Here is a 20,880-nt window from a genome sequence, read left to right on the forward strand (position 1 = left end):
ACCGGCTCAATAGTTCCTTACTAAGGATGTTGAATCGTTTTTATAATAGTAAAAGTCCGTTTTGTTTTGATGTTTTCCTTTGCTCGAAAGCAGAACATGAAAAACTGCAAATAGTATTTGCAAATATTAGGGTTTGAATTTTAGATTTAGCACAGTTTCCTAAATTAAAAATCACAATCTATAATATTTAAAAATAAATGAATACAAAATATTCTGATCTAATTAATCAAACTTACTATTTCCCGCAAGAGGAATTCAAATTAAATAAAGACAACTTACAATTTCACAACATTGATTTGATGAAATTAGTTGAACAATATGGTACACCATTAAAATTTACATATTTACCGCAGATTTCTGAGAATATTAATAAGGCAAAAGCCTGGTTCAGAAAATCAATGGAAAAGAATAAATACGATGCAAAATACTTCTATTGTTATTGTACAAAAAGCTCTCATTTTGAATATATTATGAATGAAGCTTTCAAGAATAACATTCACATAGAAACGTCTTCAGCATTTGACGTTAATATTGTAGAGAATTTGCTTGAAAATGGTAAAATCAACAAAAGTACTTATGTAATTTGCAATGGTTTTAAGAGAGACGAATACATTAGTAATATTGCACGATTAATCAATAGCGGACATAAAAATACTATTCCGATTATTGATAATTATGAAGAATTAGATTTGCTTCAGGCTGAAATAAAAGGAAAATTCAAAATCGGAATCCGTATTGCAGCTGAGGAAGAGCCTAAATTTGAGTTTTATACTTCAAGATTAGGAATTGGATATAAAAACATAGTTTCGTTCTATAAAAAACAAATTCAGGAAAATGACAAATTAGAGCTTAAAATGCTTCACTTTTTCATTAATACCGGAATAAACGATACATCATATTACTGGAATGAGTTAGTAAAATGTATTAAAGTATACATTGCACTTAAAAAGGAATGCCCTACTCTTGATGGTTTGAACATTGGAGGTGGTTTCCCGATTAAAAACTCACTTGCATTCGAATATGATTACCAATACATGATTGATGAAATCATCAATCAGATTAAAATTGCATGCGATGAAGCTGAAGTTGATGTTCCAAACATTTTTACAGAATTTGGATCATTTACAGTAGGTGAAAGCGGTGGCGCAATCTATCAGATTTTGTATCAAAAACAACAAAATGATAGAGAAAAATGGAACATGATTGATTCATCATTCATTACCACTTTGCCGGATACTTGGGCTATAAATAAACGTTTTATTATGTTGGCGGTAAACCGTTGGAATGATACATACGAGCGGGTTTTATTAGGAGGATTGACTTGTGATAGTGACGATTATTACAACTCAGAACAAAATATGAACGCCATTTATTTGCCTAAATACAGCAAAGAAAAACCATTATACATTGGTTTCTTTAATACTGGTGCGTATCAGGAAACTATTGGAGGATACGGTGGTTTACATCACTGTTTGATTCCGCAACCTAAACATATTTTAATCGATCGTGATGAAAATGGCATTTTAGCGACTGAAGTTTTCTCAGAACAACAAACTTCTGACGACGTATTGAAAATTTTAGGTTACAGAAAAAAAGCATAAAAAAAAACTTGCAAATTAAATGTTAATAAAATTAAAATTATTAATTTGCAGTATCATGTAAAAGGTCAAACTTTTAATTCAAAAAAAGAAAAACAAAAAACAAAACAAATGAAAGGACCAATCAGTCAGTTTATTGAAAAACATTATTTACACTTTAACTCTGCTTCTTTAGTTGATGCTGCAAAAGCATACGAACAACAATTGGCAAATGGTGCAAAAATGATGGTAAGTATGGCTGGCGCTATGAGTACAGCAGAAATTGGTAAAATTTTTGCCGAAATTATCAGACAAGATAAAGTTCAGATTATTTCATGTACTGGAGCCAATCTAGAAGAAGACATCATGAATTTAGTGGCACACTCTCACTACGAAAGAGTACCAAACTATCGTGATTTGACACCAGAAGACGAGTGGGCTTTACTTGAAAGAGGATTAAATCGTGTTACTGACACTTGTATTCCTGAACATGAAGCTTTCCGTCGTTTACAAAAACACATTTATAAAATCTGGAAAGATGCAGATGATAAAGGTGAGCGTTATTTCCCACATGAATTCATGTATAAAATGCTATTATCGGGCGTTTTAGAAGAATATTACGAAATAGATCTAAAAGATAGCTGGATGTATGCTGCAGCAGAGAAAAATTTACCTATTATTGTTCCGGGATGGGAAGATAGTACAATGGGAAATATCTTTGCTTCATACGTAATCAAAGGAGAATTAAAAGCTTCTACCATGAAATCAGGAATTGAATATATGACATTCCTTGCAGATTGGTATCCAAAAAATAGTACTAACGGAATTGGATTTTTCCAAATTGGTGGTGGTATTGCAGGAGATTTTCCTATTTGTGTGGTACCAATGTTGTATCAGGATATGGAAATGCATGATATTCCATTCTGGAGTTATTTCTGCCAGATTTCAGATTCAACAACTAGTTACGGATCTTATTCCGGAGCAGTTCCAAACGAGAAAATCACTTGGGGTAAATTAGATGTTAAAACCCCTAAATTTATTATTGAGTCGGATGCTACAATTGTTGCACCGTTAATTTTTGCTTATTTATTAGATTTATAGGATATTTATGAAAAGAGTTATAGTAGACTACGCTAAACTTACCAACGAAATTTTGAACCTTTTAGTAGAGAAATTTCCTGATGGTTATGATGATTCGGATGTAATCCGTTTTAGAAATGCTAAAAACGAATTGATCGAAGCTGTTGAAGTTCGTACTGAAGACACTATTTATTTAGTAAAAATTAGTACCAAACTTGCTGACAGAATTGAGAACTACGATGAAGATGACGACATCGATCTTGATGTGGACACAATCGAACCAGTAAAAGGTCTTGATCTTGATGATGATAGCGATGACGATGACGACGATGATGCAATAGACAAACCAGATACTGATGGCGGAGACGATGATGATGACGATGACAAAGATCCGGATGATATTGCTGACGAAGATGATGATGAAGACGACGAAGATTAATTTATATCTTTCAAAATAAATTAAAGGAACTCAAATTGAGTTCCTTTTTTTATGTAATTAATAATTGAGGGTAAGATATTTAATTTATAAGAAAATTAGTATATTTAATATTTTTACAGCACTTAAAACAATGATAAAAATATCTGCCAAATGAATTCAGAAATATTACACGCCAAACTAAAAGAGAATTTTGGTTTTGAGAAATTCAGGCCAAATCAGGAAACAATCATAAATACAATTCTTTCTGGTCAGGATACTTTGGCAATTATGCCAACTGGTGGTGGAAAATCAATTTGTTTTCAATTACCGGCCTTAGTTTTACCAGGAATTACAATAGTTATATCTCCATTAATTGCCTTGATGAAAGATCAGGTCGATAGTTTAAAAACCAATGGAATTAATGCTTGTTATATTAATAGTAGTCAATCAAGTGAAGAACAGCAATTTTATATTGACAACTTAAAATCTAATAAATTCAAACTTGTTTATATAGCGCCGGAAAGCTTATCTTATCTTGATGTGGTCTTTAACGAGTTGACAATCAGTTTGATTGCAATTGACGAAGCACATTGTATTTCGTCTTGGGGACATGATTTTCGTCCTGCGTATACTAATTTAGGATATTTAAAAAGCCGCTTTCCTTCTACTCCAGTTCTGGCTTTGACCGCAACTGCTGATAAAGCAACGCGTACAGATATTACAAAACAATTAAAATTAAGAAATCCAAAAACCTTTGTGGCTTCTTTTGATCGAAAAAATTTAAGTTTAGAAGTTCGTCCGGCATTAGATCGTGTAAAACAAATCATTGATTTTGTCGAAAAGAAACCTAATGAATCGGGGATTATTTATTGCTTAAGCAGAAAAACTACTGAAGAACTTGCCGAAAAACTTAAAAAAAACGGTGTAAAAGCCAAAGCGTATCATGCCGGTTTAGAAAATAAACTTCGTGCAAAAACTCAGGATGAATTTATTAATGACGATTGTCAGGTGGTTTGCGCTACAATTGCTTTCGGAATGGGAATTGATAAATCTAATGTTAGATGGGTGATTCACTATAATTTACCTAAAAATATAGAAGGTTATTATCAGGAAATTGGTCGTGCAGGCCGTGATGGTTTAGCAGCGGAAACTGTTTTATTCGAAAGTTACGCAGATGTAATTCAGCTTCAAAAATTTGCTTCAGAAGGATTGAACTCTGATGTACAATTAGCAAAATTAGAAAGAATGAAACAATATGCGGACGCATTAAGCTGCCGTAGAAAAATTCTACTTTCTTATTTCGGAGAATTGGTTAATGAGAATTGTGGAAACTGCGATATTTGCAAAAATCCTCCAAAATTTTTCGATGGTACAATTCTCGCGCAAAAAGCATTGTCGGCAATTAGCCGTTTACAGGAATCTGAGCCTTTGGCTGTGATTGTAGATTTTTTAAGAGGCTCGAGAAACGCGTATGTCTACGAAAAAAATTATCAAGACCTAAAAACGTACGGAATTGGCGCCGACATTTCATGGTATGATTGGAATCAATATCTAATTCAGCTTATAAATCTAGGATATTGTGAAATTGCCTTTCATCAACACAATAAAATTTTACTAACTCCTTTTGCAAAGAAAGTTTTGTTCGAAGGTGAAAAAGTAAAACTGACAACAGTTGTTAAAAAAGTAATTGACAAAAACGAAATCAAAGAAGCAAAACCGAAAGCGGCTAAAAATTCTCTTTTTGAAATACTTCGAAAATTACGTTATGAAATTTCTAAAGATGAAGAAGTTCCGGCATATGTAATTTTTAGTGATGCCGCTTTAAGACAAATGGAAACATTGCGACCAACGAGCGACGAAGAATTCCTTGCTATTGATGGAGTTGGAAAAGCTAAACTTGAAAAATATGGTCAGGAATTTATAGATGCTATTACTTATTATGAAAAAGTAAAAAAAGAAAAAGCGAAAGTTAAAAAGGAAAGCAATACTTATAAAACAACTCTGGCATTTTTTAAAGAAGGAAATAGTATTGAAGAAATTGCCGGAAAAAGAAATTTGGGACAATCGACAATTGTTTCGCATTTAGCTAAATTATATGTAGATGGCGAAGATTTAGATTTAAACCAATTTGTTACAGATCTCGAAGTCAAACAATTACACAAAGCTCAAGTTGATCTTGAATATCCAACAGCCTTAAAACCTTATTATGACCATTTTGAAGAAAAATTATCTTATGATAAGATTCGTTTTGGATTAGCTTTTATTGAAAGGCACAAAGATGACGATGAAAAGCTAAAAATTAAAGCTTATTCAGTGGATGAGAAAAGATTAGAAAATCCTGAAGCCTATAAAAAATGGAGTTCAGAGGAAGATTCAGATCTTGTTCATAATTTTTATCTAGGAAAGAAAGTGAAAGAAATAGCGCTTTTGTTAGGAAGAAATGAAGGCGCAATAAACTCCAGATTGAAAAAATTAGAATTGAAAAAATAATTTTCTCGTTTTTTTGTCATTTCGACCGAAGGGAGAAATCATACTAGTAATTCGACAAAGATTGACATCTTTAGGAATGGAGTTTCTTGTGTGATTTCTACCTTCGGTCGAAATGAGAAGATTATAAACAAAAAATCCTGTGAACTAAACTTCACAGGATTTTTTTATGTCTATAAGAAAACTATAAATATCTTTCTTCAAAAACTTTTTGATGATGCTTTTGATGTCCAATTATTACAAAGCCCAAAGCACGAACAGAAATTTGATTGTTTGATGCTGTTCCAATTCTTTTTAGTTGTTCTTCAGATAAGCTTTTGAAAAATAACAAATTAGAATGTCTCAAAGCTGACAACTCAGTCAATAAACTTTGAATACTTCTACTTCCTGAGTCTGTACTATTTGCATAATCATCTTCTTCAAAACTTGGCAAAGGAGTTTTGTCGTTTCTTGAAAATCGTAAAGCGCGATAAGCAAAAATTCGCTCGCAATCCATTATGTGTTGGATAATATCTTTAATCGTCCATTTTCCTTCAGCATAACGATAATCAAATTTATCCATTGGAATATTTTGAACAAATTTTATAAAATCATGCAAAGAGATTTCTAATTCTTCAAACAAATTTACATTTCCGGCTTCTCTAATATAATTAGCAAATCCACCTGAATACTCATTTTCGGTTAATTGATCTCTATTCATTTTTTACCAATTTTTATATTATAATTTTATTAAGCTGAGTTTCTACTTGCGTTTGTATTTCCGAAAAGAGATCTTGTAACGATTTTTTCATATACTTTGATCAGATCTTCATTTGGACTATTTTCTTTATTTAGCTCATTAATTCTCAATAAAGCAAATTGTTGTATTGTTAAGAGTGGCAACACAATACGTTCTCTCACTTGAATTGATGCTATACCATCAGGGTAATTTTCCATCAAAGTTTTATGTCCTGCAATTTTCAATAAAAGACGTTTTGTTTCTTGAAATTCATCAAAAATAATTTGCCAGAATTCACCAAACTCAGGATCGTTTCTCATGTAAGCTGTTAATGGTAAAAATGATTTTGCCAATGACATCATACTATTCTCAAGCAGCGTTTTAAAGAATAATGAATTATGGTATAAATCGTGTACTTTATCCCACTGGCCATTTTCTTCAAAATATTTTAAAGCTGTTCCTACTCCAAAAAATCCAGGTACGTTTTGTTTTAATTGACTCCATGAACCTACAAACGGAATTGCTCTCAAATCGGCAAAATCTAATGATTCTGATTTGCTTCTTTTTGATGGACGACTTCCAATGTTTGTTTTAGAGTAATATTTCAACGTACTCATTTTCTCTAAATACGGAATAAATTTAGGATGATTCTTGAAACTTAAATATTTCTCATATCCTAAATCTGCCAATTGCGTCAGGATTTGAGTTTCATCAGCGCTTAATTCATTTTTTCCTTTACTGAAAACCTGATTTGTTACTCCGGCCGTTAATAAATTTTCGATATTATAACGACAAGAATCTAAAGTTCCAAAATTAGAACTAATCGTTTGTCCTTGAACTGTGATTTGAATTTCGTTATTTTCAATTTTTGGACCTAAAGAAGCATAAAATTTATGTGTTTTTCCACCACCACGTGCTGGAGGTCCACCACGGCCGTCAAAGAAAATAGCTTTTATTCCGTATTGTCTCGAAATTTCTGTAAGTGCAATTTTTGCTTGATAAATACTCCAGTTAGCCATTAGATAACCACCATCTTTAGTTCCGTCAGAGAAACCTAACATGATTGTTTGCTTATTTCCTCTCGCTTGTAAATGTTTAGAATATTCAGGATTAGTATACAATTGCTCCATTATTTGGTGCGCATTTTGCAAATCATCAACTGATTCAAAAAGCGGAATAATGTCCACAGAAGGATTTTCCCAGTTGTTCAAACGAATCATTGCGAACGTTTCCATTACGTTTAATGCACTTTCGTTATTACTAATAATATAACGATTTGCACCAAATTCACCATTTGCATTCTGAATTGTTTTAATTGCCTGAACAGATTCCAAAGTAGATCTTGTAATTTCATTTTCAAAGTCTGCCGGATTTAATTCTCCTTTAACATTCGATAAAACTACTAATTTTTCATTCTCCGATAATTCAAAATAATTCTTTGGAAAAACATCTGAACCAGAATTCAAATAATAATCCACAACATCTTTAAAAACGATATTATGAATTTTACTATTCTGACGAATATCTAAAGTTGCAAAATGGAATCCGAATAAGTTAATTTTTACTAAGAAAGCTTCTAATTCATCTAAATATAGTGATTGGTGTTTCTCAATAATAATGTCCCTTATTTTGTTTAATTGCGATAATAATTCTTCTAAAGTGATGTATATTTCTCCTTTAGAATAAAATACTGAACGGTAAAGTTTATGTTCAAGTTCAGCTACTAAAGTGTCTACTCCTGAGAAAGTTAACTTACGTTTTAAACTTCTCATTTCGATATAATAACACTTTAAGATTGAGGTTCTTAAACGGTCTGCAACTTTCAAAGTAATTTCGGTAGTTACAAAAGGATTTCCATCACGATCTCCCCCTGGCCAGAATCCAAGTTTTATCAATTGATTTTGAATTGCATTTCCGTCAAGGATATTTTTCTGTAAATAATGAACAATTTCTCCTGAAGTTGCATAAAACACATTCTCTAAATACCAGATCAAACTAACCGCTTCATCATATGGATTTGGTTTTTCATTCTGGATAAAAGGTGTTTTACCCAATTGCGCTAACAATTGTTTTATTTTTAATAAATCATTTAAACGAATTGCATCGGTCAAATCATTTATAATTCCTAATACAGGACCAGGATAAAACTGTGTTGGATGCGCTGTTAGAACAGTTCTAACATTAAAATTCTCAAGAAATTCGATTAATTGATCGTCTTTTTCTTTTGCATCTGATTTTTCTTTGATATCACGCAAAGATCCGCGTCCTTCCATATTATTAACTTCTGGAAAAGCAGCATCTTCGATTGCGTCAAATAATACAATCTGACGTTCGATATACTGAATAAATCGGAACATTAAATCAATCTTCTCTGATTCTGATGCATTGTTTAAGTATCTGTCAGAGAAGTAATTAAAAATTTCTTTAGGAGTTTCCTGTTTTTTAAATCCCGTTTCGCAAGTTTCTGTAAATAAAGGAAGTAAAGCCCCTGTATTATCTATAGAATCAAATGGTAATGTTATAAAAACACTATTATAAATGTGGTATTTAGAAAGAACATCTTGATTAAAACGTTCGATTTTTGGTAACGTGTACATAATTGTGTTGTAGTTGGTTGGTTAATTAGTCATAAAAAAACCCCAAGAATAAACTTGAGGTTATATTTTAATATAGCATTCAAGAAAATATTACATATTTTTAAAAATAGTATGCATCAAACGCTTCTTATCGTTTATACTTTCTTCTAATGAAATCATTGTTTCAGTTCTGTAAACACCTTCAATATCGTCAATCATAAAGATAACTTCTTTTGCGTGCTTAGTATCTTTTGCTCTAATTTTGCAAAAAATATTGAATTTACCAGTAGTTACAGATGCTACTGTAACGAAAGGAATTTGATTGATGCGCTCTAATACAAATTTAGTTTGAGACGTATTATTAAGGAATACACCTACATAAGCAATAAATGAGTACCCTAATTTATCGTAATCTAAGGCCAATGAAGAGCCCATTATTATTCCGGCGTCTTCCATTTTTTTTACTCTAACATGTACTGTTCCAGCAGAAATCAATAGTTTTTTTGCAATGTCAGTAAACGGAACTCTCGTATTGTCTATTAACATATCTAAAATCTGGTGATCTACTTCATCTAAACGAAATTTACTCATAATTCTTTAATTAATATTACTAATTGCTATTACAAAGTATAAAAATATATATAAAAAACAACAAATTCACATAAAAATTAACTTTTTATCAATCCGTTAACAAATTTAACATTTTTATCTAAATAAAAATCTGCTTTTTGATTCATTTTCGGAAAATTTGTAAAGTCATCTGAATAAAGTGCTCCTTTTGCATCGTATTCATAATGTCCAAAATAATTTTCCAACTCACCTACTTCAACTATGTAAGCGTTGAAATGAATCTTATTTTCAATCAATTCTTCTTTGTATTGTGCGACAAAATTCGTAATAATTTCGATACCATCATAATTTATTTTGATATTTTTATACATAAAATCATAAAAAACGACTTTATTTTGTGAAATATTCAAATAATCATGAATTCTATTATCAACTAAATCGTTTTCGCCGATCAGTTTAAAACTCGTAATAAGTGAGAAAAATAGGAGCTTTCGGGTTATTTCTCTATCGTAATCATTAGGGAAATGTCCGCCTTCAAACAAGATTGTTGGTACTCCTAAAAACTGAAAAGTATCTCCTATACAATTGATATTGAACGAATCATCAAAGCGTCCAACCTGTTCCGGAATGTATTTTTGCAATACATCGTTGATTCCGGCGATCACATTTATAGCTTTTAATCTGTTGTCGTTAATCTCTCTTTCTTCATTATAAGAAGGCGCTAAAAATGATACTGTTGCTGGTTTTCCAGTTTCTCCTGCGCCAAAAATAGTTCGCTGATCATGAAGGTTAAAACAGTAATGAGGCTTGAAAGTTTCAAAAACTTCTCTCAAAACCTTACTTTCTGGTTGTGTCAGGTTTTGAGAATCGCGATTTAGATCAATTTTATTGGCATTTTCGCGTGTATAAAGTCTTGCTCCGTCAGGATTTAGTATAGGAATACTATAAAAAGTAAATGTTTTAAGCATTTTCTCCGCAAATTCTGAACCGCTATTTAATACATTAATGAAATCAAATAATGCTTTTGTGGTTGTGCTTTCGTTTCCGTGCATTTGCGACCAAAGGTAAATACGCGTTTCTCCGCTACCAATTTCGTAACTATATATAGGTTCTCCTAAAACAGATGTGCCAATAACTTTGACTTGATTATTTGTATTTAGTTTTTCTAATAATGGTGTAATATGGTCTAGAGTCAAGTAACGTCCTGCTATAGATTGTTCTTTGTATTGGTCAAATAGTTCTTCTAAATTCATTGTCTTTCTGATTAGTTTACAAAAGTAAACATCTTTATTTTTACAATTGTAAACAGTAAAAATTGAGTAAAATTTAGAAATGTAAACAATAAAATGAGCTTTTATGGAATGCTAGATTCTATTAAAGTTGACAAATGTTATTACTTTAAATGAATAATTATAACATGCTTAATATTAGTGTAATATTATTTATCATATAAAGTATTAGTTATAATAAATCTAGCTTTAAAAATCAATTTACAACTGTAAAATAGGTTATCTAATCCTTTTTAATTACATTTGTAAACATGAGAATTAATTATAATAATTTACAATGGTAAACATCGATGATTTTGTAAAAAGACTGGAAATTATATTGGATTACTACGGTATTAATGCCTCTTCTTTTGCTGATAGAATTGGCGTACAACGTTCCAGTATGTCTCACCTACTTTCGGGAAGAAACAAACCTAGTTTAGATTTTGTCATGAAAATATTAGACGTTTTTCCTGATGTAGATCTTTATTGGCTTTTGAATGGAAAGGGAAATTTTCCTAAAAATGAAGAAGAAAATAGTAAAGTTAAAAACTATGAAACTTTAGAAACTGAAAAAACAAACCCTCCTATTTCATCAAATGATAATTTTGTGGCTGGCGATTTGTTTTCACAAATAAATTATAAAGAAGAAGAAAAAGCTCCGATTAGATATTCATCGGAAGTAAAAAATCAAAATCTAATTCCGGAAGAAGGGGAAATTGAGAAAATAGTTATTTTTTATAAAAATGGGACATTTAAGGCCTATGCCCCATGATTTATAAAAATCGCGTATTTGAAAATTTTTTAAAATATTTTTTATTTAAGGGATTCTCACGCAATTGAAAAAACAGCGAAAATTTACAATTGAAATCCGTTTTCAGGAATTTTACCAATAACTCCATCATAATGTTTTTTCAAAACTTGAAGATCGGCTTCGTAGTCGCCAGTCGGGAAAAATGGCTTTCCTAAATTAACTTCTTTTTTACCCCAATCAAATGCAACGGGAACAATTGGCACATTTGCTTTGAGCGCTATATAATAAAATCCACTTCTAATTTCTTTTACCTTTTTACGAGTTCCTTCAGGAGCAACTGCTAATCTAAAAACTTCTTTGCGTTCAAAAATTGCAGCAATCGAATCTACTTTGTTCAATCCGCCTGAGCGATCTAATGGTTCTCCTCCCACACTTCTGAAATAATATCCGAAAGGAAATTTGAATAATTCCTTTTTTCCAACCCAGTTCATTTCCAATCCTGAGATTCCACGAGTGAAAATTCCCAAATAAAAATCATGATTACTTGTATGAGGCATCACCATTAGAATACATTTCTTAACTTCAGCATTTTCTATTCCTACTATTTTCCAGCCCATTAGCTTAAAAAAGATGAATTTATAGAATTGTTTTTTCATTAAAATTTATTTTTTCATGCAAAATAAAAGATTTAAAGTGGTAATTTTGAGTAAAAGCCCGTAAAATGATTCAAAAGTTATTCAGTTATTTAATTCCAATTAAAATATTTAAAAAAAAATCCGCCAGAAGTAAAATAATTGAGGTTACTTGGGCAAATGGAGAATTGGTTTTAGATTCTGAAAATACAAATTATTCATACGGAAGTTTGCAACGTATATTAAGGTACGGACTTAGAAATATTGGATATAAAGCAATTCTCGAAATGGACCATATTCTATTACTTGGTGTTGCCGGAGGAAGTGTCATAAAAACTTTGGTTGATGAAGTGGAATATAAAGGTAGGATTACCGGTGTCGAGATTGACTCTGATATGATTCAAATTGCAAATGAATATTTCAACCTTAATCAAATAAAACAGCTGGATGTTATTATTGATGATGCTTTTGAGTTTGTTTTAAAAACAAAAGAAAAGTACGATCTGATAATCATTGATATTTTTGAAGACATTAATATGCCAAACTTTTTGTTTGAGAAGTTTTTTAGCGATCGTGTTTGTTCGCTTTTAAAAGATCAGGGTTTTGTTTTATTCAATACCATGATTCTGGATGAAGCACATAATGTTCGAAACAAAAAATATATTGCCGAAATTAACGCCGAATTATTTACTTCGAAAATGCTGCCCCGCATAGAAGTGCATAATGAATTAATAATAATTGAAAAAGTCGCCTAAATTTTAAATTTTATGAAACCTCTTGCCTCTATTTTAAAAACATTACCACCTACTAAAGTAATTGATTCAAGTATCGATTTTTCAAAATACCTAGCTTTGGATTTATCGGTTACGAATCAGGAATTAATGGAATCTAAGCCTGAAAACGCAGCCGAATTTGAGCTTTTTATTTCTAATTATCTCGAAAAAAATAATGCCGAAGTCGCTTTTGGCGGATATATCGAAGGACGGACTTTGTATCAAAGAAGTACAATTTTCAAAAACGATTCTATTCCGGAACGAAATATTCATATTGGTCTCGATTTATGGACAAAAGCAAATACAGCTGTACTAGCTCCGCTTGACGGAAAAGTTCATAGTTTTAAAAATAATGAAGGTTTGGGCGATTATGGCCCGACGATTATTTTGGAACATGAAATTGAAAATGAAGTTTTTTATACTTTATACGGACATTTATCGTTAGAAAGTATAGAAAACCTTAGCGTTGGGACTGTATTTAAAAAGGGAGATAAAATTGCTGCTTTAGGAAAATCAGACGTTAACGGAGATTATGCGCCTCACGTACATTTTCAAATTATAAAAAATATTGAAGAATATTGGGGAGATTATCCCGGAGTTTGCAATACAAATGACCTTAATTTTTATATAGAAAACTGTCCCGACCCTAACTTATTATTAAAAATTACTTAAATTGTTATGAAGAAAGCAGGATTGATTATATGTTTGTTGTTATTAATTGGATGTAAATCTAAAACCATTACCAGAGATACAGAAGATTTAAAAGTAAAGAAAGTTTCAAGCGCCGAAATTAATGTGAATCAGCAGAAAAAAGCGTACGAATTAGGCAAAAGAGTTCTGGAAACTTGCAATACATCAAAATTTAAACCTTTTAATGAGACTGAAGTAACCCAATCGGTTATGGAAAATACGACCGAAGAACGATTGACTAAAACTTGTACAAGATTTAGACAATATTACGGAAGTTTTATTGACTTAAAATTAGATGGCGTTTACAAAACAAAACAAGAAGTTATATATCGATACCATGCTTTATATAGTAAAAAGGTAGCCAACAAAGAGTTACGTGTTTTTGTAAATGAAGAAAATCTAATTTCGGCAATAAAATCAATGGATTGGGATGAAAAATTTGATTCAAAAATAACAGATCAATAAACTAAAACTATGAATTTAAGACTACCGCTATTTGTATTATTGCTAATTTCTAGTTTTGCAAATGCTCAGGAAAAAATGATTGTAAATAATTCAAAACCTTTTCCGGCAACGCAAAATTATACTTTCATTTGTGAAAAATATGCCTTTACCGGCGAAGCAAATGTTCAGATTGCAAAAACAGATAAAGGCGGAATCTTAAAGGTAACAGTTTCAACGGCAAATGATAAAGCCAGAATTGCCGGCGGTTTATATGTAGATTTAGCCAATGCAGATGTAATTCCTTGTGTTGATAAAAATGTAAAGGAAAGTTCTGATGGCAAGACTTCGGCGTATTATTACTTCACTCCTGCCGAATTTGCAAAGCTTAAAAAAACGGATATTTATGCTGTTCGATTTATTATTTCCGGAGGTCCAAATACTTTTGGAAATCAAACCGGATATTTTACGGCATATAATAAAATGAATTATTTTTCGACAGCATACGATAAATCAAAGAAGTCGTTTGATACCGCAAAAGAAATTAGTCTTTTATAGTAAGACATTTAATAAATTAAATCTTATATTTATAATCTAATTCTTTTTATATGAACGCCAACGAAGCTTTAATTACAAAATTCTATACCGCTTTTGCAAACGCCGACGCTAAAACAATGGCTGAATGTTATCATCCAAAAGTTCATTTTATAGATCCTGCTTTTGGTTTATTAAAAGAAGAGCAAGTTTCTAAAATGTGGGAAATGCTGCTTATAAAAAGCAAAGGGAACTTAAAAATTGAATTTTCAAATGTTAAAGCTGATGAATTTGCGGGTTCTGCAAATTGGGTTGCAACTTATAATTTCAGTAAAACAAACAGAAATGTAATCAATCGAATTGCAGCCGAATTTTCGTTTCAAGATGGCTTAATCATCAAACATACAGATAATTTTGATGTTTGGAAATGGTCAAAACAAGCCTTTGGACCAACCGGATATCTATTAGGCTGGACAGGTTTCTTTCAAAAGAAAGTTCAGCAACAAGCCTTGTCATCACTTAGAAAGTTTGAGGAATCCAAATAATTTTCTTAAATTGAATATTCTAAATATACACATTAGCTAAAATATACTTTTAGTTCTATTCATTCTATCTGCCTTTTTTAAGAATTTGTTTGTCTGTTACTATTTTTATTGTGTTAATCGTGTTTTAATCCTGAATATCGATGAAAGAAATTGTACACAAAAAATTAAATCAATTACAAGCAACAGCAATTTGCGGAAACGACATAAGCTCTTCCTGTTTATACGTTTCAGCGCTAACGATTCTATATGCAGGTCAATATGCCTGGATTTCATTACTAATTGTTGCGGCAGTTTTATTTCTTTTCAGACGAATTTATGGCGAAGTTGTTGGCGCAATCCCTTTAAATGGTGGTGCTTACAATGTTTTATTAAACACTTCAACCAAACGATTAGCATCTCTGGCGGCAACATTAACCGTTTTGTCTTATATGGCAACCGCAGTAATTTCGGCCTCAGAAGGAATGCATTATTTACACGGAATTTTCGAAACCTTAAATGTAACCATCGCAACAGTTGTAGTTTTGGTATTATTTACCGGACTTGCTATTTTAGGAATCGGAGAATCTGCATTTGTAGCCGTAATTATTTTTATCACACATATTGCAACTTTATCTCTACTCGTTTTAGCTTCGCTATGGTTTATTTTAAATAATGGATTAGAAACTTTTCATATCAATTGGGAAACCCCAATTGCCTACGGAAATATAAAAACAGCCCTTTTTCTAGGATTTTCTGCTGCCATGCTTGGGATTTCAGGTTTCGAAAGTTCTGCCAATTTTGTTGAAGAACAAGAACACGGCGTTTTTCCAAAAACATTGCGAAATATGTGGGCAATCGTAAGTTTCTTTAATCCTGTAATTGCGATTTTATTAATTAGCGTAATTCCATTAACTGAAGTTGGCGCCAATAAAGAATCCCTTTTAGCACATTTAGGACAAACAACTGGAGGATCCTGGCTCGCTTGGTTAATTTCTATAGATGCGGTTTTAGTTTTATGCGGAGCCGTATTGACCTCATTTGTTGGAGTTTCCGGATTATTGAACCGTATGACTTTAGATCGAATTCTACCAAATTATTTTCTGAAGAAAAACAAAAGAGGATCACATTATAGAATTGTAATAAGCTTTCTTATTTTATGTATATCGGTGCTTTTTGCGACAAGAGGGCATTTAGAATCATTAGCAGGAGTTTATACATTTTCCTTTTTGGCAGTAATGGCATTATTCGGGATTGGAAATTTATTACTGAAATTCAAACGAAGCAAATTACCAAGACCAGAACGCGCACGCGGAATCGCAGTTGTAGTTGCAGTTTCATTTATTATCGCCGCTTTCATTGGAAATATGAAACTCAACATCAACGCATTTTATACCTTTTTGAAATATATGGTGCCGTCGTTGATTTTTATCGGAATCATGCTCAATCGCGTCATTCTGATAAGACTCATGATCCAGGCTTTAGAATATTTCTATCAGCCACTCCGAAGATTCGTTATCGTCAGTAATCGATATTTGCAAAAAATGAGCGTTGAGATTAATTCGCAGGAATTTGTCTTTTTTACCAAAGGCGATGATATTGCAATTCTCAATAAAGTACTTCAATATGTTGAAAATAATGAAACTACCAAAAAACTAAAAATTGTCCATGTAAAAAATGATTCCTCAAATAACGAAGCCTTAATAAAAGACCTCGAAGTTTTAGATCGAGCTTACGACGACATCGATATTGAATATCTCGAAATTCAAGGCGTTTTTGGTCCCGAAATTATAGACGAACTTTCTCAAAAGTGGAAAATCCCAAAAAACTTTATGTTCATAGGCTCTCCCGGAAATAAATTCTCTTACAGAGTTTCAGATCTTGGTGGCGTTCGCTTGATTATGTAAAGAATTTTTAGGAGAATTTAATTAATCTTTACCGCAAAGGACACAAAGATTTACGCAAAGTTCGTAAAGCTTTATGTGAATTAAAATTTGTGACAATTTGTGACATTTGTGGCTAAAAAATTTAACCGCAAAGTCCGCTAAGTTTTTCTATTAAAGATTTTATAAAAACGAAAAGTTCGCAAAGCTTTGTATTTAAACAGCTTTGCGAACTTTATGTTTTCTCAACAAAAAAACAAACCTTGCGTTCTTAGCGTAACTTAGCGGTTAATTCTCCAACCAAGAAACCCTACAGTCCTGACACTTCGGGATAAAACCTATCGGGTTTACTTTGCGTACTTAAAAAAGACAACGTAAACACAACAACCTTAGTGTCCTTCGCGAAAAAACTTAGCGAACTTTGCGGTTAATTCTCAAACCAAATCAATCCAGTTAACTCTTTATAAATTAAAAACCTTAGCTAAATGCTTAGGATAATTTTCAAGATCATTTTCTATCGTTCCTCCTTTAAAAATATCAAAACAATTATAATCCGGAGAAATATCACAACCACAAAAACGATAACTACTTGAAATATTCAAAAACAAATCTGATGTTGTTTTACCTTGCATAAAATCTTGAGATGGATTTCCGAAAGCTTCCTCTGGAGCATTCCAGGTTGCAGAAATCATAAACTTCTTTCCGTGTAATTTTCCACCGCTTCCGTATTGCTTTGTCAAATCTTCGCGCGTTCTTCCGTCACCCAAAAGGAATTTTTGACTGTGTAATCCGCTATTAAAAACTTCGTCAGTATATTTTTTGTAAATCCACGGTGCGCCAAACCAATTTACAGGCGTTTGCACAATGACAATATCGGCGCTTAAATGTTTTTCAACTTCTTCATCGGCATTGTATCCATTCTCAACTTTTGTTTCCAGAACTTCATAATTTCTAGTTTCAAAAAAATGTTTTGCAACTTCCATAAAAGAATTGTTTAATTTTCCTTCCGTCCAATTTGGGTAAGTTAGATGTGTATTGATCAATAATACTTTCTTTTGTTTTTCCATTTTAATAATTTTTACTCCACAAAAGTAAAAAGGGATCATTCGGCGGAAAGAGACAAATTACCAGTAAAAAAGAAACAAATTACTGATAACAAAAAAGCACTTAAAAAGTGCTTTGAAAGTATTAAAGATTCGTGTTTTTTATTTGTTCCCGATATTCTTTTGGAGTCAAATTTACCTGCTTCTTGAAAAACTTAGAAAAATAATTTGGATACTCAAAACCTAATTCATAAGCCACTTGAGTATTATTCATAGAGTCATTTTTTTCTAATAAGTCTTTTGCTTTTTTTATTACAAATTCATGAATATTCTCCAGAGCAGATTTATTTGTAAAATGCTTAATAATATCTCCCAAATAATTTGGCGTCAAATCCAATTTATCAGCAAAATACTGAACACTTGGAAGTTGTTTCACAGGCTGATTATAGTAATCTTTTAAGCTTTGTTGAAAGTCAGTTACAATACGATTGTATTGTTTTGGATTTGTAGAAAATTGTCTGTTATAAAAAGCTTCAATTACAGAAATCAATACATTCGCATAAGAAAGCAAAACACCAAAATCTTGTTTTTCGCTTTTATAATATTTGTACATTAAACCAAAAAGTGTATTTATTTCTTCTACTTCACTTTCAGTTAAATATAAGGCTTCATGCTGTCCGTAATCAAGATAAGTTTTAAATAAAAACCTATTTTCATCTATTATCTTTTTAGAAAGCTGCACATACATTCCTGTGTAATTCGGTTCGACATTCCATCCATTTACCATATCCGGACTGCTGAAAAAGATTGCCGTTATTGGTTTTGGAACAGGTAACGATTTATCGGTATAATTAATTTTTATAGAAATACGATAGAAATCAGCCTTTACAGGTTCAGATTGAGATCGCATATTTGGAGAATCATAATAACCAATATCGATATCACTATCGATTGGCTTTTTTAATCCAACATATTCGTTAAACGACTCAAAATCTTTAAAGATTATCATTATACAAGTTTTAACAAAGATTAGAAAAAAACAAGAAACTGAAAACTCTTTTATGATTGAATTTTCAAATTGAAACTGATTAATTTTACCGCAAAGAACGCTAAGTTTATTTTAACGTATTCGAGATTTTATAAAAACGCAAAGTTCACAAAGCTTTATCAATTATAACTTTGTGAACTTTGCGATTAATGTCAAAAATCAACAAACCCGACAAGTTTTAAAAACCTGTAGGGTTTACTTTGCGAACTTTAAAAATATAAAGTGAACACAATAAGCTTGTGTCCTTCGCGGAAAAACTTAGCGAACTTTGCGGTAAAATCACGCTACGACTTAAACCATCCTGCAACCAATTCATCTTCAAATGAATTAGCGTTTTTATGAATAAATTCGTTTGTGTTTTTATTATAAGCATAATCTAAAGCCCATGATTTGTGGTTTTTAGCTAAATCTTTAATGCTTTCGCAAACGTAAGCGATTTCTTTATCAGTAGTCGTTGGGTGAATAGACATTCTAATCCATCCCGGTTTTTTGATTAAATCACCGATAGTAATTTCATTAACCAATTTATTTGAAGTTTCCTGATCTACATGTAGTAAAAAGTGTCCGTAAGTTCCGGCACAACTGCATCCGCCTCTCGTTTGAATCCCGAATTTATCATTCAGCAATTTTACACCTAAATTAAAGTGAAGATCTTCAATAAAAAATGAAATTACACCCAAACGATTTTTATGTTGACCAGCCAAAATTTTAATATTCTCAACTGGATCTAATTCATTAAAAACAAAATCAACAATTTCGTGTTCGCGTTGCAAAATGTTATCGATTCCCATTTCTTCCTTAAGCTCAATTGCCAGTGCAGTTTTAATAACCTGCAAGAAACCAGGAGTTCCGCCATCTTCACGATCCTCGATATTATCAATATATTTATGTTCGCCCCAAGGATTTGTCCAGCTTACAGTTCCTCCGCCAGGACAATCAGGAATCATATTATTGTATAGTTTTTTATTAAAAATCAAAACTCCTGAAGTTCCAGGCCCTCCTAAAAATTTATGCGGAGAAAAGAAAATAGCATCTAAGTCAGCTTCAGGATCTGCAGGATGCATATCAATTTCTACATAAGGTCCTGAACAAGCGAAATCTACAAAACAAACTCCATTATGTTTGTGCATTAATTTTGCAGCTTCGTGAAACGGAGTTTTTAAACCCGTAACATTTGAACATGAAGTTATAGAAGCAATTTTTATCGTTCTGTCAGCATATTTTTCAAGCAATAAAGCCAAATTATCCAAGCAGAAAAGTCCTTTTTCACAAGAAGGTATAATTTCAACATCGGCAATAGTTTCCAACCAGGAAGTTTGATTAGAATGATGTTCCATATGCGAAATAAAAACAATAGGGCGTTTTTCAGCAGGAACTATAGTGCAATCCTTCAGGTTTTCCGGGATTTTTAAACCTAAAATACGTTGAAATTTATTGATAACGCCAGTCATTCCGGTACCGTCATTAATCAAAACATCATCATTATTCGCATTTGTATGACGTTTTATGATGTTTCTTGCATGATGATATGCTTTTGTCATGGCAGTACCTGACACAGTTGTTTCTGTGTGAGTATTGGCAACAAAAGGTCCAAATTCATTCAAAAGTTTCTCTTCAATAGGACGATACAAGCGTCCGCTGGCAGTCCAGTCCGTATAAACGATTTTTTTTCTGCCATATGGAGAGTCAAATTCCTGTCCAATCCCAACAATATGCTGTCTAAAATCCTGAAAATAAGTCTCAAGAGTGATGGTATTATTTTTGCTATTCATTAGTGTGCCTGAGTTTGATTGCAAATATATTGCTTTTTTATAGAATTGCGAATTTATCAATTGTAAACTTCAAACATTACACAACTGATCAGTAT

The 20,880-nt window shown here is 31.8% G+C and carries 19 protein-coding genes; 11 read left to right on the forward strand and 8 right to left on the reverse strand.

Annotated elements, in window-relative coordinates; translation table 11 throughout:
* The first annotated feature begins 197 nt into the window (after window positions 1–197).
* The 4 genes from CLU81_RS26050 (at window position 198) to recQ (ending at window position 5,565) form a co-directional block, all read left to right on the forward strand.
* Window positions 198–1,601 carry an arginine decarboxylase gene (locus CLU81_RS26050; protein ID WP_099712507.1) on the forward strand — a complete coding sequence of 468 codons (1,404 nt, stop codon included), beginning with the start codon at window positions 198–200 and terminating at the stop codon, window positions 1,599–1,601.
* Window positions 1,602–1,709: 108 nt separating this feature from the next.
* Window positions 1,710–2,678, forward strand: coding sequence for a deoxyhypusine synthase family protein (locus CLU81_RS26055; RefSeq protein ID WP_099712877.1), 969 nt, complete (start codon window positions 1,710–1,712; stop codon window positions 2,676–2,678).
* A 7-nt stretch (window positions 2,679–2,685) separates the two neighbouring features.
* Window positions 2,686–3,096 carry a DNA primase gene (locus CLU81_RS26060; protein ID WP_099712508.1) on the forward strand — a complete coding sequence of 137 codons (411 nt, stop codon included), beginning with the start codon at window positions 2,686–2,688 and terminating at the stop codon, window positions 3,094–3,096.
* 150 nt (window positions 3,097–3,246) lie between these two features.
* Window positions 3,247–5,565 carry a DNA helicase RecQ gene (recQ, locus tag CLU81_RS26065; RefSeq protein ID WP_099712509.1) on the forward strand — a complete coding sequence of 773 codons (2,319 nt, stop codon included), beginning with the start codon at window positions 3,247–3,249 and terminating at the stop codon, window positions 5,563–5,565.
* Between the two features lie 181 nt (window positions 5,566–5,746).
* Here the strand turns inward: recQ and CLU81_RS26070 are convergent, their stop codons facing one another.
* The 4 genes from CLU81_RS26070 to CLU81_RS26085 all read right to left on the reverse strand — a co-directional run bounded on the left by CLU81_RS26070 (window position 5,747) and on the right by CLU81_RS26085 (window position 10,679).
* Window positions 5,747–6,262, reverse strand: a complete 516-nt coding sequence (locus tag CLU81_RS26070; RefSeq protein WP_099712510.1) for a DinB family protein — start codon at window positions 6,260–6,262, stop codon at window positions 5,747–5,749.
* A 29-nt stretch (window positions 6,263–6,291) separates the two neighbouring features.
* Window positions 6,292–8,877: a phosphoenolpyruvate carboxylase gene (locus tag CLU81_RS26075; RefSeq protein WP_099712511.1), complete on the reverse strand. Its 2,586-nt coding sequence runs from the start codon at window positions 8,875–8,877 to the stop codon at window positions 6,292–6,294.
* A 90-nt stretch (window positions 8,878–8,967) separates the two neighbouring features.
* Window positions 8,968–9,447 (reverse strand): Lrp/AsnC family transcriptional regulator, encoded by a 480-nt coding sequence (locus CLU81_RS26080; protein WP_007805990.1) that lies wholly within the window; start codon window positions 9,445–9,447, stop codon window positions 8,968–8,970.
* A gap of 77 nt (window positions 9,448–9,524) precedes the next feature.
* A complete protein-coding gene (locus CLU81_RS26085; RefSeq protein ID WP_099712512.1) occupies window positions 9,525–10,679 on the reverse strand; it encodes a M14 metallopeptidase family protein in 1,155 nt (384 codons plus the stop codon).
* Between the two features lie 313 nt (window positions 10,680–10,992).
* Between CLU81_RS26085 and CLU81_RS26090 the strand changes: the two genes are divergently transcribed.
* Window positions 10,993–11,469: a helix-turn-helix transcriptional regulator gene (locus CLU81_RS26090; protein WP_099712513.1), complete on the forward strand. Its 477-nt coding sequence runs from the start codon at window positions 10,993–10,995 to the stop codon at window positions 11,467–11,469.
* Between the two features lie 83 nt (window positions 11,470–11,552).
* On the opposite strand, the gene CLU81_RS26095 is transcribed toward CLU81_RS26090, so the two are convergent.
* The gene (locus CLU81_RS26095; RefSeq protein WP_099712514.1) at window positions 11,553–12,104 is read right to left on the reverse strand and encodes a 1-acyl-sn-glycerol-3-phosphate acyltransferase; all 552 of its coding nucleotides are present in this window, start codon (window positions 12,102–12,104) and stop codon (window positions 11,553–11,555) included.
* 65 nt (window positions 12,105–12,169) lie between these two features.
* Between CLU81_RS26095 and CLU81_RS26100 the strand changes: the two genes are divergently transcribed.
* The 6 genes from CLU81_RS26100 to CLU81_RS26125 all read left to right on the forward strand — a co-directional run bounded on the left by CLU81_RS26100 (window position 12,170) and on the right by CLU81_RS26125 (window position 16,946).
* Window positions 12,170–12,835: a spermidine synthase gene (locus tag CLU81_RS26100; RefSeq protein ID WP_099712515.1), complete on the forward strand. Its 666-nt coding sequence runs from the start codon at window positions 12,170–12,172 to the stop codon at window positions 12,833–12,835.
* 12 nt (window positions 12,836–12,847) lie between these two features.
* On the forward strand, window positions 12,848–13,525 hold the full coding sequence (locus CLU81_RS26105) for a peptidoglycan DD-metalloendopeptidase family protein (RefSeq protein WP_099712516.1): 678 nt from the start codon (window positions 12,848–12,850) through the stop codon (window positions 13,523–13,525).
* A 6-nt stretch (window positions 13,526–13,531) separates the two neighbouring features.
* The gene (locus tag CLU81_RS26110) at window positions 13,532–14,008 is read left to right on the forward strand and encodes a hypothetical protein (protein WP_099712517.1); all 477 of its coding nucleotides are present in this window, start codon (window positions 13,532–13,534) and stop codon (window positions 14,006–14,008) included.
* 9 nt (window positions 14,009–14,017) lie between these two features.
* Window positions 14,018–14,542, forward strand: coding sequence for a hypothetical protein (locus tag CLU81_RS26115; RefSeq protein WP_099712518.1), 525 nt, complete (start codon window positions 14,018–14,020; stop codon window positions 14,540–14,542).
* A gap of 50 nt (window positions 14,543–14,592) precedes the next feature.
* Window positions 14,593–15,063 (forward strand): nuclear transport factor 2 family protein, encoded by a 471-nt coding sequence (locus CLU81_RS26120; protein WP_099712519.1) that lies wholly within the window; start codon window positions 14,593–14,595, stop codon window positions 15,061–15,063.
* Window positions 15,064–15,203: 140 nt separating this feature from the next.
* On the forward strand, window positions 15,204–16,946 hold the full coding sequence (locus tag CLU81_RS26125) for an APC family permease (protein WP_099712520.1): 1,743 nt from the start codon (window positions 15,204–15,206) through the stop codon (window positions 16,944–16,946).
* Window positions 16,947–17,383: 437 nt separating this feature from the next.
* Here CLU81_RS26125 and CLU81_RS26130 read toward each other — a convergent pair whose 3' ends face one another.
* The 3 genes from CLU81_RS26130 to CLU81_RS26140 form a co-directional block, all read right to left on the reverse strand.
* A complete protein-coding gene (locus CLU81_RS26130) occupies window positions 17,384–17,989 on the reverse strand; it encodes an NAD(P)H-dependent oxidoreductase (RefSeq protein ID WP_099712878.1) in 606 nt (201 codons plus the stop codon).
* Between the two features lie 121 nt (window positions 17,990–18,110).
* On the reverse strand, window positions 18,111–18,974 hold the full coding sequence (locus CLU81_RS26135) for an AraC family transcriptional regulator (protein WP_099712521.1): 864 nt from the start codon (window positions 18,972–18,974) through the stop codon (window positions 18,111–18,113).
* Window positions 18,975–19,297: 323 nt separating this feature from the next.
* The gene (locus CLU81_RS26140) at window positions 19,298–20,785 is read right to left on the reverse strand and encodes an aminotransferase class V-fold PLP-dependent enzyme (RefSeq protein ID WP_099712522.1); all 1,488 of its coding nucleotides are present in this window, start codon (window positions 20,783–20,785) and stop codon (window positions 19,298–19,300) included.
* Between the last annotated feature and the right edge of the window lie 95 nt (window positions 20,786–20,880).

Origin of the sequence: Flavobacterium sp. 9 (assembly GCF_002754195.1) — a bacterium.
Taxonomy (GTDB): Bacteria; Bacteroidota; Bacteroidia; order Flavobacteriales; family Flavobacteriaceae; genus Flavobacterium.

What these genes read in the sequence shown, in the direction of transcription:
- CLU81_RS26050 (WP_099712507.1), top strand. Translation starts at nt 198, where the DNA reads ATGAATACAAAATATTCTGATCTAATTAATCAAACTTACTATTTCCCG.
- CLU81_RS26055 (WP_099712877.1), top strand. Translation starts at nt 1,710, where the DNA reads ATGAAAGGACCAATCAGTCAGTTTATTGAAAAACATTATTTACACTTT.
- CLU81_RS26060 (WP_099712508.1), top strand. Translation starts at nt 2,686, where the DNA reads ATGAAAAGAGTTATAGTAGACTACGCTAAACTTACCAACGAAATTTTG.
- recQ (WP_099712509.1), top strand. Translation starts at nt 3,247, where the DNA reads ATGAATTCAGAAATATTACACGCCAAACTAAAAGAGAATTTTGGTTTT.
- CLU81_RS26070 (WP_099712510.1), bottom strand. Translation starts at nt 6,262, where the DNA reads ATGAATAGAGATCAATTAACCGAAAATGAGTATTCAGGTGGATTTGCT.
- CLU81_RS26075 (WP_099712511.1), bottom strand. Translation starts at nt 8,877, where the DNA reads ATGTACACGTTACCAAAAATCGAACGTTTTAATCAAGATGTTCTTTCT.
- CLU81_RS26080 (WP_007805990.1), bottom strand. Translation starts at nt 9,447, where the DNA reads ATGAGTAAATTTCGTTTAGATGAAGTAGATCACCAGATTTTAGATATG.
- CLU81_RS26085 (WP_099712512.1), bottom strand. Translation starts at nt 10,679, where the DNA reads ATGAATTTAGAAGAACTATTTGACCAATACAAAGAACAATCTATAGCA.
- CLU81_RS26090 (WP_099712513.1), top strand. Translation starts at nt 10,993, where the DNA reads ATGGTAAACATCGATGATTTTGTAAAAAGACTGGAAATTATATTGGAT.
- CLU81_RS26095 (WP_099712514.1), bottom strand. Translation starts at nt 12,104, where the DNA reads ATGAAAAAACAATTCTATAAATTCATCTTTTTTAAGCTAATGGGCTGG.
- CLU81_RS26100 (WP_099712515.1), top strand. Translation starts at nt 12,170, where the DNA reads ATGATTCAAAAGTTATTCAGTTATTTAATTCCAATTAAAATATTTAAA.
- CLU81_RS26105 (WP_099712516.1), top strand. Translation starts at nt 12,848, where the DNA reads ATGAAACCTCTTGCCTCTATTTTAAAAACATTACCACCTACTAAAGTA.
- CLU81_RS26110 (WP_099712517.1), top strand. Translation starts at nt 13,532, where the DNA reads ATGAAGAAAGCAGGATTGATTATATGTTTGTTGTTATTAATTGGATGT.
- CLU81_RS26115 (WP_099712518.1), top strand. Translation starts at nt 14,018, where the DNA reads ATGAATTTAAGACTACCGCTATTTGTATTATTGCTAATTTCTAGTTTT.
- CLU81_RS26120 (WP_099712519.1), top strand. Translation starts at nt 14,593, where the DNA reads ATGAACGCCAACGAAGCTTTAATTACAAAATTCTATACCGCTTTTGCA.
- CLU81_RS26125 (WP_099712520.1), top strand. Translation starts at nt 15,204, where the DNA reads ATGAAAGAAATTGTACACAAAAAATTAAATCAATTACAAGCAACAGCA.
- CLU81_RS26130 (WP_099712878.1), bottom strand. Translation starts at nt 17,989, where the DNA reads ATGGAAAAACAAAAGAAAGTATTATTGATCAATACACATCTAACTTAC.
- CLU81_RS26135 (WP_099712521.1), bottom strand. Translation starts at nt 18,974, where the DNA reads ATGATAATCTTTAAAGATTTTGAGTCGTTTAACGAATATGTTGGATTA.
- CLU81_RS26140 (WP_099712522.1), bottom strand. Translation starts at nt 20,785, where the DNA reads ATGAATAGCAAAAATAATACCATCACTCTTGAGACTTATTTTCAGGAT.